The organism is Amycolatopsis acidicola (genome assembly GCF_007713735.2).
In the GTDB taxonomy this organism is placed as follows: Bacteria; Actinomycetota; Actinomycetes; order Mycobacteriales; family Pseudonocardiaceae; genus Amycolatopsis_E; species Amycolatopsis_E acidicola.
In genome coordinates this window covers 1-12,527 of the sequence record NZ_VMNW02000065.1, presented here as the reverse complement: position 1 = coordinate 12,527, position 12,527 = coordinate 1, and the positions used below count along the sequence as shown (strand labels likewise).

The 12,527-nt window shown below is 70.3% G+C and carries 14 protein-coding genes; 7 read left to right on the top strand and 7 right to left on the bottom strand.

The window, feature by feature from the left end:
- Positions 1-181: 181 nt before the first annotated feature.
- Positions 182-874 (top strand): HAD family hydrolase, encoded by a 693-nt coding sequence (locus FPZ12_RS31835; RefSeq protein WP_279537842.1) that lies wholly within the window; start codon positions 182-184, stop codon positions 872-874.
- A 17-nt stretch (positions 875-891) separates the two neighbouring features.
- Here the strand turns inward: FPZ12_RS31835 and FPZ12_RS31830 are convergent, their stop codons facing one another.
- A complete protein-coding gene (locus tag FPZ12_RS31830) occupies positions 892-1,683 on the bottom strand; it encodes a class I SAM-dependent DNA methyltransferase (protein WP_144749827.1) in 792 nt (263 codons plus the stop codon).
- A gap of 106 nt (positions 1,684-1,789) precedes the next feature.
- Here FPZ12_RS31830 and FPZ12_RS31825 point away from each other — a divergent pair, with 106 nt between their 5' ends.
- Positions 1,790-2,053 (top strand): phosphoribosyl-ATP diphosphatase, encoded by a 264-nt coding sequence (locus FPZ12_RS31825; protein ID WP_144749825.1) that lies wholly within the window; start codon positions 1,790-1,792, stop codon positions 2,051-2,053.
- Positions 2,054-2,066: 13 nt separating this feature from the next.
- Entirely contained in the window at positions 2,067-2,909 is an 843-nt protein-coding gene (gene hisG / locus FPZ12_RS31820) for an ATP phosphoribosyltransferase (RefSeq protein ID WP_144749822.1), read from the top strand.
- A 36-nt stretch (positions 2,910-2,945) separates the two neighbouring features.
- On the opposite strand, the gene FPZ12_RS31815 is transcribed toward hisG, so the two are convergent.
- Positions 2,946-3,146 carry a hypothetical protein gene (locus FPZ12_RS31815; protein WP_243770129.1) on the bottom strand — a complete coding sequence of 67 codons (201 nt, stop codon included), beginning with the start codon at positions 3,144-3,146 and terminating at the stop codon, positions 2,946-2,948.
- Positions 3,147-3,165: 19 nt separating this feature from the next.
- Between FPZ12_RS31815 and FPZ12_RS31810 the strand changes: the two genes are divergently transcribed.
- Complete coding sequence (locus FPZ12_RS31810; RefSeq protein ID WP_208026092.1) at positions 3,166-3,600, top strand: MmyB family transcriptional regulator; 435 nt, start codon at positions 3,166-3,168, stop codon at positions 3,598-3,600.
- Between the two features lie 9 nt (positions 3,601-3,609).
- Here FPZ12_RS31810 and FPZ12_RS31805 read toward each other — a convergent pair whose 3' ends face one another.
- From FPZ12_RS31805 to FPZ12_RS31795, 3 genes are all read right to left on the bottom strand, one after another.
- On the bottom strand, positions 3,610-4,539 hold the full coding sequence (locus FPZ12_RS31805; protein WP_144749820.1) for a ParA family protein: 930 nt from the start codon (positions 4,537-4,539) through the stop codon (positions 3,610-3,612).
- 179 nt (positions 4,540-4,718) lie between these two features.
- Positions 4,719-5,498 carry a thioesterase family protein gene (locus FPZ12_RS31800; RefSeq protein ID WP_144749818.1) on the bottom strand — a complete coding sequence of 260 codons (780 nt, stop codon included), beginning with the start codon at positions 5,496-5,498 and terminating at the stop codon, positions 4,719-4,721.
- Position 5,499: 1 nt separating this feature from the next.
- Positions 5,500-6,405 carry a RecB family exonuclease gene (locus FPZ12_RS31795; RefSeq protein ID WP_144749816.1) on the bottom strand — a complete coding sequence of 302 codons (906 nt, stop codon included), beginning with the start codon at positions 6,403-6,405 and terminating at the stop codon, positions 5,500-5,502.
- A gap of 116 nt (positions 6,406-6,521) precedes the next feature.
- Here FPZ12_RS31795 and FPZ12_RS31790 point away from each other — a divergent pair, with 116 nt between their 5' ends.
- On the top strand, positions 6,522-7,667 hold the full coding sequence (locus FPZ12_RS31790; protein ID WP_144749815.1) for a site-2 protease family protein: 1,146 nt from the start codon (positions 6,522-6,524) through the stop codon (positions 7,665-7,667).
- A 62-nt stretch (positions 7,668-7,729) separates the two neighbouring features.
- Entirely contained in the window at positions 7,730-8,554 is an 825-nt protein-coding gene (locus tag FPZ12_RS31785) for a tRNA (adenine-N1)-methyltransferase (protein WP_144749813.1), read from the top strand.
- A gap of 75 nt (positions 8,555-8,629) precedes the next feature.
- On the opposite strand, the gene FPZ12_RS31780 is transcribed toward FPZ12_RS31785, so the two are convergent.
- The gene (locus tag FPZ12_RS31780) at positions 8,630-9,391 is read right to left on the bottom strand and encodes a hypothetical protein (RefSeq protein ID WP_144749811.1); all 762 of its coding nucleotides are present in this window, start codon (positions 9,389-9,391) and stop codon (positions 8,630-8,632) included.
- Between the two features lie 43 nt (positions 9,392-9,434).
- Positions 9,435-10,100, bottom strand: coding sequence for an Rv0361 family membrane protein (locus tag FPZ12_RS31775; protein WP_150980573.1), 666 nt, complete (start codon positions 10,098-10,100; stop codon positions 9,435-9,437).
- A gap of 534 nt (positions 10,101-10,634) precedes the next feature.
- On the opposite strand from FPZ12_RS31775, the gene arc reads away from it, so the two are divergent.
- Positions 10,635-12,443 carry a proteasome ATPase gene (gene arc, locus FPZ12_RS31770; protein WP_144762637.1) on the top strand — a complete coding sequence of 603 codons (1,809 nt, stop codon included), beginning with the start codon at positions 10,635-10,637 and terminating at the stop codon, positions 12,441-12,443.
- The last annotated feature ends 84 nt before the right edge of the window (positions 12,444-12,527 follow it).

Genomic DNA, 12,527 nt, shown 5'->3' with positions numbered 1-12,527 from the left:
TTGCGAGGCGGTGCGGGTAGCGGAACCTGAGGCGGCCCCTGGCTGTGGGATCGCCTCATCATGAATGCCAATTCACCACTTCGGCGCTGTCCTCGCCAGGAACCACCTCAGAACCCGCGGCGGTGCCAGCGCACGGCCCACCGCAAGCGGCTCCGCCGCTTATAAAACTCAGGAGGAGAACTTGACTGGACCGTCCATTGAGGACACCCCGGCAGCCGTGCTGTGGGACATGGACGGCACCCTGGTCGACTCGGAGAAGCTCTGGGACGTCGCGCTCTACGAGGCGGCGGACTGGCTCGGCGGCACGCTCAGCGAGGAGCAGCGCCTCACCCTCGTCGGTTCCAACATGGATGCCACTGCCCGTTACCTGCTCGAAGTCACCGGCTATGCCGTGACGCCCGGACGCGTCGCGGAGACCGGTGCGTGGATCCGCGACCGGACAGCGGACCTGTTCGACGACGCGCTCCCGTGGCGTCCCGGCGCCCGCGAAGCGCTGGCCGCCGTCCGCGCGGCCGGCCTTCCCTCCGCCCTGGTCACGTCCACCGAGCGCGCCCTGACCGAGCTCGCGCTGAACACCATCGGGCGGGAGTTCTTCGACATCACGGTGTGCGGGGACGAGGTGGACGGGCACAACAAGCCCCACCCCGAGCCGTACCTGCGCGCGGCGCGGCTGCTCGGCGCGGACCCGGCCCGCTGCGTGGCGGTGGAGGACTCCCAGCCGGGCACCGCATCCGCCGTCGCCGCCGGATGCGTAGTGCTGGTGGTGCCGAACGACGTGCCCGTCGAGGCCGGTGAGCGGCGGGTGTTCCGCACGTCACTGACCGGCCTCGACGCACCCGCGCTGCGCGCGCTCTTCGCGTCCGGGCGCGCGTGAGCGAATTCGCGGGTGGATTAATCGAGGAATTCCGCCGGGATGTCGCGGTGTTTCCGGCCGACCAGCGCCACGTAGTAAAGCGGTTCGCCGTTGACATTCCGGCGATGCCGATAACGGGAGGAGCTCAGCAATTCGAGCACTCCTTCGTCCCGCAGCCGCCGGATGAAGGTGGCGAAGCCGGAGGTGTCCTCGTCCGAAAGGAAACGATCCTTGATGTTGAAGGCGATCCAGCCGCGGTCGGAGATCAGGTTGAACGCGGCGCTGAAGGCGGCGGGCGGGATGTCGGCGTAGCCCAGCGCGGCGACGCAGCACAGCGTGTTGAAGCGGGCACGGGTCAGCTCACCGAGCAGATCCGCCGGGAGGTTCGTCAAGTCCGCCACGTGGTAGGCGTCGTAGACGTCGGGGCGGTCCCGCAGCGCGGCTTCGCGCGCCTCGGGGATGATGTCCACGCCGACGAGGTGCGCCGGGCCGACCCGCCGCAGTTGCTCGCCGACGAGCCCGTTGCCCGCGCCGAGATCGAGCACCCGCAGGCTTTCCGGCTCGTAACCACCGGTCTGCAGCTCCTCCTTGAGCACCTTCCCGATCACGTCGGGTGACTGGCAGTCGAGGACGTCATGGAACAGTTGCTCGTACAGCCCCGGAATGCGGTAAATGCGCGCGTAGTCGTGAAAACGGATGTCCTGCCACACCCCGTTCACCAGAACGGAGCAATGTTCGGCGTCCTGGTCGACCTGGTCGGAACGCTGGGGAAGCCTGATCTCCAGCGAGGTTTCGGGGAGTTTTCCGGCGGGGAAATCGTGGCTGGCCATCTCACTTCTTTCCATTCTCGTCGGTTTCGTGCGTGGCAATTCAAGGCAAGTGGAGTTCGGCCCCGGTGTCAACCTTTGCCCGCGCGGATGGAAGGATCTACAGACCGTGAAGACCTTCGATGAGCTGTTCGCCGAGCTGACCGAGCGCGCGCGGACCCGTCCCGCCGGGTCGGGCACCGTCACCGCGCTGGACGACGGCGTGCACGCGCAGGGAAAGAAGGTGCTCGAGGAGGCGGGCGAGGTGTGGATCGCCGCCGAGCACGAATCGGACGAGCGGCTGGCCGAGGAGATCTCACAGCTGTTGTACCGGGTCCAGGTGCTGATGCTCGGCCGCGGGCTCACCACCTCGGACGTCTATCGTTATCTCTAGGGAGTTGAAGGGCATGCTGCGGGTTGCGGTGCCGAACAAGGGCGCGCTGGCGGAGCCGGCGTCGGAGATGCTCGGCGAAGCGGGCTACCGCCGCCGACATGACCGCGACCTGACCGTGCTCGACCACGCCAACGAGGTCGAGTTCTTCTTCCTGCGCCCCAAGGACATCCCGATCTACGTCGGCAACGGCGAGCTCGACCTCGGCATCACCGGCCGGGACCTGGCGATCGACTCCGGCGCCGACGTGGAGGAGACACTCGCGCTCGGGTTCGGCGCGTCCACGTTCCGCTACGCCGGGCCCGCAGGCGCCGACTGGAAGCCCGCCGATCTCGCCGGCCGCCGGGTGGCCACGTCCTTCCCGAATCTCGTGCGCGAGGACCTGCGCAAGCACGGGGTGGAGGCGCGGGTGATCCGGCTGGACGGCGCGGTGGAGATCTCCGTGCAGCTCGGCGTCGCCGACGCGATCGCCGACGTGGTGGAGACGGGGCGCTCACTGCGCCAGCACAACCTGGTGCCGTTCGGGGACCCGATCTGCGTGTCCGAAGCGGTGCTCGTGCAGCGCGGCGGCATCGAGGCCTCGAAGCGGCAGTCCCAGCTCACCGCTCGCCTGCGCGGTGTCGTGTTCGCGCAGCAGTACATGATGCTCGACTACGACTGCCCGCGTGAGCTGCTGGAGCGCGCGATCGCGATCACGCCCGGCCTGGAGTCGCCGACGGTGGCCCCGCTGGCCGACGAGGACTGGGTGGCGGTGCGCGCGATGGTGCCGCGCAAGGAGGTCAACCGGATCATGGACGAGCTGGCCGACGCCGGCGCCAAGGCGATCCTGGCCTCCGACATCCGCTCCTGCCGACTTTGACGGCGCCGGGCCCGCCGCGTCCCCCGCGGCGGGCCCTCACCCGCTTACCCGGTCAACGCCGCCCGCCAGCGGTCCCGAACATCGCGGCGTCGAGACTCCGGGGATCCGGCCCAAGGCGCGGGTGATCGCCTGGAAAGCCTTGGGCGCGCCGCGGCCGGTGGCCGGGCGGGCGAGTTCGATGGGGTCGGCCCACCGGGCTTCCGGCACGTTCAGCAGCTTGCGCCAGACATTGGCCAACGCGCCCTAAGACGCGCTCATGGGGGAGACGACCACCTGGCGCGGGCTCGACCGCAACGCCGTGTGGCGCAACGTCGCCCGCCTGCCGTCGCGCGTCGTGCACACCGAGCAGGAGCAGGCCGAGCACGAGGCCCGGCTCGTGGCGGACCTGCGCCTGACAGCTTCGCGCTACCCGGCCGACCGTGCCCTGCGGCGGTTGATCGCCGAACTCGCCTCGCGCGGCCCGCGGCTCGCCGGGCTCTGGGAGGCGGAAAGCCCGCTGCCGCTGACCGACCCCTCCCGGCGCAAGACCATCGCCCACCCGGCCGCCGGCATGATCACCCTGGACTGCGACACGCTGTTCGCCGCGCTCGACGACCTGCGCATCACCGTCTACACCGCCGAACCCGGCACCGAGGACGCCGAGCGCCTGGCGCTCGCCACCGTGCTGGGCACCCCGTCGCTGGAACTGTGACCGGGCGCGTCAGCCCTGCGGCTTCTTGGGCAGCAGGTCGTAGAGCTTCTTGCGGGCGCCGTTGTCGTTGGTGCTGCGGGTTTTCGAGACTTCCTTGATGAAGTCCTCGAACACGAACTCGTCCGCGATGGGAACCGGGGACGGGTTGGGGCGCGTCACGAAGTGGTGGTCGAGCACCTCCGCGATCTGCCGGAACGCCACCGCCTGCGTGGTTTCCGGGGCGAAGGTGGTGACCGGGACGCCGTGCGCGGCGGCCTCGTTCATCACCACGCCGAGCGGCACGTGCGAGAGCAGCGGATAGCCGAAGCCCTCCAGTTCGGTCAGCGCCGCGGCCGCGTAGGTGGACATCGGCCGCCGGTACAGCCCGGGCACCACGCCGAAATAGGGGATCGGCTCCCGGTTCACGGCCTGCTGCACGTACACGATCTGGTCGTTGAGCAGGCGCAGCGCGCGGATGCTGGTGCGATCCGGCTGGACCGGCACGAGGATCCCGTGCGTCGCCGCGAGCGCGTTGTTCGTCAGCACGTCCAGCGCGGGCGGGCAGTCGATCAGCACGTGGTCGTAGTTGGCGAACTGGATCACCCTGGCCAGCTGCCAGCCCGGCACCCGGAACGCGTCCAGCCTGCGGATGAGGTCGAACATCCCGGGCGAGGTGGGGATGACGTCGAACGCCCCGCCCGGCCCGATGTTGCTGCGCGGATGCGGGACGACCAGGTCCTCGACCGGGCCCTTCCACACCTTGGTCAGCGCCTTGGCCAGGCTCGGCGCCTGCGCCGTGGCCTCGGGCAGACCGAGCATTTCGGTCGTCGCGTGGCCCTGCGGGTCCAGGTCGATGAGCAGCACCCGGCGCCCGCGTTCGGCGAGGGCCGCGGCGGCGCCCACGGACAGCGCGGTCTTGCCCACGCCGCCTTTCTGGTTGACCACCGAGGTGATCTGCACTCGAGAGCTCCCAGGATCGTCGTTGCGGGCCAGGTTACTGATCCGGCCGAAAGCAGGCGGATACGGTCCGCAGCCGACTCACTGATAGCACTCCGTTTCCGCCGTGGCTGTGGTCGGATCGGTAACGAACTGCACAGTAATGGATCTCGGGACCGAGCCGGGGGAGGCCGGGGCGCGTGTCAGCGGGTTCGCACCATCAGGGCCTGCGCCCCCGAGGCCACCGGGCCGCCGAGATCACGAAGCGTGCTCTCCGCGGTGCCCACGCCGCGGGGCCCGATCGTGGTGACGGCGTCGAGCCCGACCCACTCGCCGGCGGGCGCGCGCTGCAGGTGCACCGTCAGCTCGCTGTTGATGAACCACCAGCTCCGCGCGTCGAGCATGTTCGAGATCCCGTTGCCCGAGTCGGCCACCGCGAACAGCCGCTGCAGCGGGCTCGGCTCCTCGCCGTCGACCAGCTGGACCCGCTGCTTCGCCCATACCGCGGCCGGGCCCGGCGTGAGGACATCGCCCGCGACGGTGCGCCATTCCATCGCGTCGAGGTAGCCGCCGTGCCAGTCGGCGGGCCACTCCGAGGGCGGGCAGTGCTCCGGCGGCGGCCATTCCTCCGGATCGAGATTGGCCACCTCCGTGGTGTCCGTCGCGATCACGCGCCACGCCGACGCGCGCGCCACGGTGCGCTCCCCGGCGGCGAGCTCGGCCACGAGCTGCTCGACCGAACGCCCGGCACGCTCGACCCGCGCCCGTACGGACAACTCCGAGAGCGGGGCCGGGCCGAGGATCTCGACGGTGACCCGCGCGATATCGCCGTCCCAGGCGCGTGGCAGCCCTTCGAGCGCGCGTACGAGCAGCGAGGAAGGCGGCCCGAAATGCTGCGCGTCCGGGGTCCACGGGCCGGCGGTGTGCGCCGTCGGCAGGTAGCGGCCCTCGCCGCGGGGCAGGTAGAAAGCGTTTTCAGCCATGTCAGTCCGCCCTGTCGAGCGGGCTCTCCTCTCCTGGGTCCGGTTCCGGCCAGCCGGGGTACTCGGGCGGCGTGCCGCCGAACGACGGGCAGCGGGCCTGGTGCGAGCACCACCCGCACAGCTTGCTCGGGTTGGGCCGGAAGTCCCCCGTCTTGCCTGCCTTGAGGATGGCCTGCCAGATCGCCTCCAGCGTGCGCTCGAAACGGCGCAGCTCCGGCTCGTCCGGCGTGTAGGCCAGGGACTGCCCGTCGGTGAGGTACATGAGTTTCAGCTGGCGGGGCACCACGCCCCGCAGCCGCCACAGCACGACCGCGTAGAACTTCATCTGGAACATCGCCTTCGCCTCGCCGATTTCGCGCGGCGCGGCGCCGGTCTTGTAGTCGACCACCCGGATCTCCCCGGTCGGGGCCACGTCGAGCCGGTCGACGTAGCCGCGCAGCCGGACCCCGGAGTCCAGCTCGGTCTCCACGTGCAGCTCGCAGGCCTCCGGCTCGAGCCGGCGCGGGTCTTCCAAGGAGAAGTAGCTGTCCAGCAGCTTTTCCGCGCTGCCGAGCCAGTCGGCGACCTTCGCCTGGTCCTCGCCCGCGAACAGCTCCGTCCACTCCGGACGTTCCGCGGACAGCTCCGACCACGCGGGCTCCACCAGCTCCTTGGCGCGCTCCGGCTGCCGCTCGGGCTGGGGGAGCGCGAACAGCCGCTCCAGTACCGAATGGACCAGCGTGCCGCGCAGCTGGGCCTTGGTCGGGGGCTCGGGCAGCCTGTCCACCGCGCGGAAGCGGTAGAGCAGGGGACATTGCTTGAAATCGCTCGCTCGGGACGGGGACAGCGCCGGCCGGCGCACGGGCCGCTCGCCGGCGGGCTCCGCGGGGGAGTCACCGGTCTGCGGTTCGGTGGCGGTCTGTGCCATGCCCAGCACACTAGGGCAGCACACCGACAGTTCCGGCCGGGGCACGCGGGAGACGATCACCACGCGTGAGCGCGTCCGTCACGGAAGCCCCACATCCGGCGTTCTACTCTTTGTCCATGTCCGCGACCAGCCAGCGCCAGCCGAGGCGGTTCTTCACCGCCGCCGACGGCGGGCTGCTGCTGTTCCGCGTCCAGGACGTGCCGGTGCTGCTGGCGCCGTCGTGGTGGATCGGCTCGCTGGTGGTCGTCGTGCTGTACGAGCCGCTGGTGGGCAGGCTGCTGCCGGACGCGGGAGCGGGCACGGCGTGGACGCTGTCGGCCACGTTCGCGATCCTGCTCGGGCTTTCCGTGCTGGCGCACGAGCTCGGTCACTGCGTGGTCGCGCTGCGGCTGGGCATCCCGGTGCGGCGGCTGCGGCTGTTCCTCCTGGGTGGACTGTCCGAAGTGGCCAGAACGCCCCGCGAGCCGCGCCAGGAAGGTCTCGTCGCGGCGGCAGGGCCGATCGTGTCGGTGCTGCTGGCCGCGTTGTGCGCACTGCTGCTTCTCGCTGTGCCGGGCGGCGGGGCGGTGTGGCTGCTGGTCGCCGAATGCGCGGTGGCCAACCTCGCGGTCGGCGTGTTCAACCTGCTGCCGGGGCTCCCGCTCGACGGCGGGCGGATGCTGCGCGCCGGGGTGTGGGCGCTCACCGGCACGAGGGCGCGCGGCACCAAGGCCGCCGTGTTCGGCGGCGGGCTCGTCGCCGCCGGGCTGCTGCTGTGGGCGATCTTCGGGATGGTCTCCGGCAGTGAGGACCGCTGGCTGCGGCTCGGGGTCTGCGTCGTCACGGCGTGGTTCGTCGCGATGGGCGCGGGCGGCGAGCTGGCGGCGGAAACCAACCGCAGCTGGCCCGACGGCCTGGAGATCGCCGACATCGTCCGCCCGGTGCTGCAGCTCCCGGCGGAGAGTCCGGTGTCCGATGCGCTGGCGGCCTCGGCCGGGCGTGGCGTCGTGCTGGTGCGGGCCGACGGCGTCGCCGCGGGTTTGCTCGACGAGACGGAGGCGCAGCGCCTGGCCGCGTCCTCGCCGCAGGCGCCCGCGGAACTGGCGGCGGAGCCGATCCGTGCGGAGACGGTGCTGCTGTCTTCGGAGTCCGGAGAGGACGTCGCCGAACGGGTCCGCGAGACCCCGGCCTGGCAGTTCCTGGTGGTCGACGACGAGGGCAGGCCCGCGGGCGTGCTCCGCAGGGAAGACCTGCGCGCCGCGCTCGGCCGCCGTCCCCACTGAACCGCTCCAGGCGTGATCTGACAGGATCGGACGCTGCTTGGAGTCACGATGATGGAGGTTCAGTGTCGGCTAGCGGGCCGTTCGTTCCCGGCGACCGGGTGCAGTTGACCGACCCGAAGGGGCGGCACTACACGCTGGTGCTCGCCGAAGGGGAGGAGTACCACACCCACCGCGGCGCGCTGAAGCACGACGAACTGATCGGGAAGCCCGAGGGCTCGGTGATCTCGTCCGGGGGCGGCACCTCGTACCTGGCCCTGCGGCCGCTGCTGCCGGACTACGTGCTGTCCATGCCGCGCGGCGCGCAGGTGATCTACCCCAAGGACGCGGCGCAGATCGTGATGTGGGGCGACATCTTCCCCGGCGCGCGCGTGCTGGAGGCCGGCGCCGGATCCGGGGCGCTGACGTGCTCGCTGCTGCGGGCGGTCGGCCCGGAGGGCACCGTCACGTCCTACGAGGTGCGCGACGACCACGCCGAGCACGCGGTGAAGAACGTCGAGAAGTTCTTCGGGGAGCGCCCGCCGAACTGGGACCTGCACGTGGCCGACCTCGCCACGCACACCGGCGAGGTGGACCGCGTGGTGCTGGACATGCTGGCACCGTGGGACATGCTGGAGACGGTCTACGAGAACCTCGTGCCCGGCGGCGTGCTGGTGATCTACGTGGCGACCGTGACGCAGCTGTCGAAGGTCACCGAGGCGCTGCGCGAGCAGAAGTGCTGGACCGAGCCCGAGGCGTGGGAGAGCCTGGTGCGGCCGTGGCACGTCGTCGGGCTCGCGGTACGCCCGGAGCACCGGATGATCGCGCACACCGCGTTCCTGCTCACCACCCGCCGCCTCGCCGACGGCGTCACGCCGCCGCGCCCGCAGCGGCGGCCCACCCGCGGTTAGCGCTTTCCGGTAAGCGCTTCCTGAAAGCAGAAAGCCCCGGCTCTCGCGGGCCGGGGCTTCCTGTACGCGCCAGGGTCAGCTGGTCTTGTCACCCGCGTAGCACCAGACGCCGCCCTCGTTCTTGAGGCCGATCTCGAAGTCCTTGGTGCCGCCGGGGCCCTTCGCCGTGGCCGGGACGAGCGCGGTCTCTTCGTCGACCTGCTGCGCCGAACCGGTGATCGTCACGGTGATGCCGGCCGGGATCTGCGGCGCGGTCTGGCCGGTGCTCAGGCACACCGTGTCCTGCAGTGCCTGCTGGTCGGCCTTGCCGTACGCGTCCGCCACCGCCTGCGCGGTGGCCTCCGGGGTGTCCTTGCCGCCGACGGCGGGCGTGCCCGAGCTGGCGCTCTTGGAGCTCGTCGGGCTGCTGGACTTCTTGCTGCTGCTCGGCGCCTTGCTGCTGCTGCTGGCCGGGGCGGGCGGCGGCGAAGCCTGGTTGTTGTCGTCCTTGCCGGTCAGCAGGATCAGCGCGGTCACGCCACCGCCGACGAGGATGACCACCGCGACGATCACGCCGATGATCAGCCCGGTGCGCTTCTTCGGCGGCTCACCGCCGGGGCCGCCGGGGAAACCCGGGTAGCCGCCGCCGGGCGCGCCGAACTGCTGGGTGGGCCCGCCGTAGCCGGGCTGCGGCTGCGGCCCGCTCGGCGGGTACCCGCCTCCGGGCTGCTGGCCGTAGGGGCCCGGCTGCCCGGGCTGGCCGGGACCGTACGGCCCGGGTTGCCCCGGACCGCCCTGACCCTGGCCACCCTGGCCCCACGGGTCCGGCTGGCCTGGCGGCTGCGGCGGATAAGTCATCGGTGGTTACCCCCTCGTGCTGGGCTGCTGATCCGGGTGCTCGTCAGTCCTCGTCGATGCACCATTTGTCGCCTTGCTGCTTCAACGGGATGTCATTGGTCTTCGTCTGCCCGTTGAACGTGACGGTGACCGGCACCTCCGCTGTCGTCCCGGTGATCTTCGCATCACCGGACACCGCGGCGTGCAGCTCCGTCGCCGCTTGCCACGTTTTCGCGAGTTCGTCCACGTCGGACTGCTTCGGCGCGGTGCACACCAGCGCCGCGTATCCCTTGGCGTCGCGGTTGTTGAGCGTGTCGACCGCAGCCTGCGCGGTGCCCTTGGGCGAGCTGGTGTCGTCGCCGCCGGTGAGCAGCAGCAGCGCGGTGACGCCGCCGCCCACGACGACCACGACCGCGGCCACGATCCCGATGATCAGCCCGGTCTTCTTTTTCTTGGGCGGCCCGGCTGGCGCGCCGCCGGGGAAGGACTGGAACGCGCCGGGGGCCTGGCCCCACGGGTCCTGCGGCGCCTGCTGCGGCTGCCCGAACTGCGGCGCCTGGCCGAACTGGGGCTGCTGCCCGAACTGCGGCTGGGGCGCGCCGGGGAAACCAGGCTGCGGCTGCGGCCCGCCCGCGGGGAAACCACCCGAGGGCGGGCCGTACGGGCCGGGCTGGGCGGGCTGGCCGTACGGACCTGGCTGATTGAACGGACCGGCCGGCGGCTGAGTCATGAGCGGGTGCCCCTTCGTCGTGTCGGAGTGAACGCGGAGCCTTCGACGCGCCGGAGGGCGATCCGGTTCACTGCGAGGCTGAATTCAAACCCAGGCCGAGTTCTCGTTACGCGAGGATCGTAGCGTCGCCGTTACCGGAGGGACCGGCGGTACACCGACCGGAGTAGTGGTGCCGTCCGCGCCCGGCGGCCGCGCCGGGTTCACGATCCGCGCCGCGCGACACGCCGCGAGGCCGGATTCCCTTGGTTTGAACGGCTTTCCGCCAGGGAAATCCTTTCATGAAGGTTCTGTAAAGCCTTGGTTGGGTGGCCGTGACATGGGTGAATCGATCACCGTTCCGCCGCCTGCGGAACGTCGCCTGACTGCTACCGAGAGTAGTATCCCCGCCCTCTCGCCGGGCACCTTGACGGGCTCTTGTGCATCCCGGCCGTTCGTGCATTCCGCGCGACGCGCCGATCCTGTGATGCGGATAGGGCTTTTCATGTCGGTGATCGCCGGTACCGTGGATGAAAAGCACTCCGAGGAGGTGCCGACATGCAACACGACCTTCCCGGAGGTCGGCATGAAGAAGCCGACCCTTCAGAGACGACTGGAGCTGGAACGACGCCGGACGAACAGGCGCGGCAGCTGCGTTTCCTCGAGGAGGAAGTCGCACTGCTGCGGAGGAAGCTGACCGATTCCCCCCGCCAGAACCGGGTGCTGGAACAACGACTCGCCGAAGCCTCGGAACGGGTCGCCCAGCTCACCGAGCGGAACAGCAAACTGGTCGAAACCCTGCGCGAGGCCCGCGGGCAGCTGCTCGCCCTCCGCGAAGAGGTCGACCGGCTCGCGCAGCCGCCCAGCGGCTACGGCGTGTTCGTCGCGGCGTACGAGGACAACACCGTCGACGTGTTCACGGCCGGGCGCAAGATGCGCGTTTCCGTTTCCCCGGCGGTGGAGATCGAGACGCTGCAGCGGGGGCAGGCGCTGCGGCTCAACGAGGCGCTGACCGTCGTGGAGGGCGGCGACTTCGAGCGTACTGGTGAGGTGTGCGCGCTCCGCGAGGTGCTCGCGCCCGAGACCGAGGGCGGCAGCTCACGGGCGCTCGTGGTCGGCCATGCCGACGAGGAGCGCGTGGTCTGGCTGTCGGACCCGCTGGCCGCGCAGTCGCTCAAACCGGGCGACTCGATTTTGGTCGACTCGAAGGCGGGCTACGCCTACGAGCGCGTGCCGAAGGCCGAGGTCGAGGACCTGGTCCTGGAGGAGGTGCCGGACGTCCGCTACGAGGACATCGGCGGCCTGTTCCGGCAGATCGAGCAGATCCGCGACGCCGTGGAGCTGCCGTTCCTGCACGCCGACCTCTACCGCGAGTACGAGCTCCGGCCGCCCAAGGGCGTCCTGCTCTACGGTCCTCCCGGTTGCGGCAAGACCCTGATCGCCAAGGCGGTGGCCAACTCGCTGGCCAAGAAGGTCGCCGAGGCCAGGGGTGACGGCGGCGCGGCCGACGCGAAGTCGTACTTCCTCAACATCAAGGGCCCGGAGCTGCTGAACAAGTTCGTCGGCGAGACCGAGCGGTCGATCCGGCTGATCTTCCAGCGGGCGCGGGAAAAGGCCTCCGGCGGCACCCCCGTGATCGTCTTCTTCGACGAGATGGAGTCGATCTTCCGCACCCGCGGCTCTGGCGTGTCCTCCGACGTGGAGACCACGATCGTGCCGCAGCTGCTGGCCGAGATCGACGGCGTCGAGGGCCTGGAGAACGTCATCGTGATCGGCGCATCCAACCGCGAGGACATGATCGACCCGGCGATCCTGCGGCCCGGCAGGCTCGACGTGAAGATCAAGATCGAGCGGCCGGACGCGGAGGGCGCGAAGGACATCTTCTCCAAGTACCTCACCGACGGGCTGCCGATCCACGCCGACGACCTCGCCGAGTTCGGCGGGGACACCAAGGCGACGATCGACGCGATGATCCAGCACACCGTCGAGCGGATGTACGAGGAGTCCGACGAAAACCGGTTCCTGGAGGTCACCTACGCCAACGGGGACAAGGAGATCCTCTACTTCCGTGACTTCAACTCGGGCGCGATGATCCAGAACATCGTGGACCGGGCCAAGAAGTCGGCGATCAAGTCGGTGCTGGAGACCAAGCAGCCCGGCCTGCGTGTGCAGCACCTGCTGGACGCGATCGTCGACGAGTTCGCGGAGAACGAGGACCTGCCCAACACCACCAACCCGGACGACTGGGCCCGGATCTCCGGCAAGAAGGGCGAGCGGATCGTCTACATCCGCACGCTCGTCACCGGCAAGAACCAGGACTCCGGCCGGGTGATCGACACGGCCACCAACACCGGCCAGTACCTGTAGAAACTGTTTTGGGAGTGGTTTGCGTGGCGGTGCGGGTAGGGGAACCTGAGGCGGTCCCTGGCTGTGGGATCTCCTCCTGATGAA

Excerpts from the sequence above, each read along its gene's own strand:
- FPZ12_RS31800 (WP_144749818.1), bottom strand. The coding sequence starts at position 5,498 with ATGGCTGAAAACGCTTTCTACCTGCCCCGCGGCGAGGGCCGCTACCTG.
- FPZ12_RS31830 (WP_144749827.1), bottom strand. The coding sequence starts at position 1,683 with ATGGCCAGCCACGATTTCCCCGCCGGAAAACTCCCCGAAACCTCGCTG.
- FPZ12_RS31790 (WP_144749815.1), top strand. The coding sequence starts at position 6,522 with ATGTCCGCGACCAGCCAGCGCCAGCCGAGGCGGTTCTTCACCGCCGCC.
- FPZ12_RS31775 (WP_150980573.1), bottom strand. The coding sequence starts at position 10,100 with ATGACTCAGCCGCCGGCCGGTCCGTTCAATCAGCCAGGTCCGTACGGC.
- hisG (WP_144749822.1), top strand. The coding sequence starts at position 2,067 with ATGCTGCGGGTTGCGGTGCCGAACAAGGGCGCGCTGGCGGAGCCGGCG.
- FPZ12_RS31780 (WP_144749811.1), bottom strand. The coding sequence starts at position 9,391 with ATGACTTATCCGCCGCAGCCGCCAGGCCAGCCGGACCCGTGGGGCCAG.
- arc (WP_144762637.1), top strand. The coding sequence starts at position 10,635 with ATGCAACACGACCTTCCCGGAGGTCGGCATGAAGAAGCCGACCCTTCA.
- FPZ12_RS31795 (WP_144749816.1), bottom strand. The coding sequence starts at position 6,405 with ATGGCACAGACCGCCACCGAACCGCAGACCGGTGACTCCCCCGCGGAG.
- FPZ12_RS31810 (WP_208026092.1), top strand. The coding sequence starts at position 3,166 with ATGGGGGAGACGACCACCTGGCGCGGGCTCGACCGCAACGCCGTGTGG.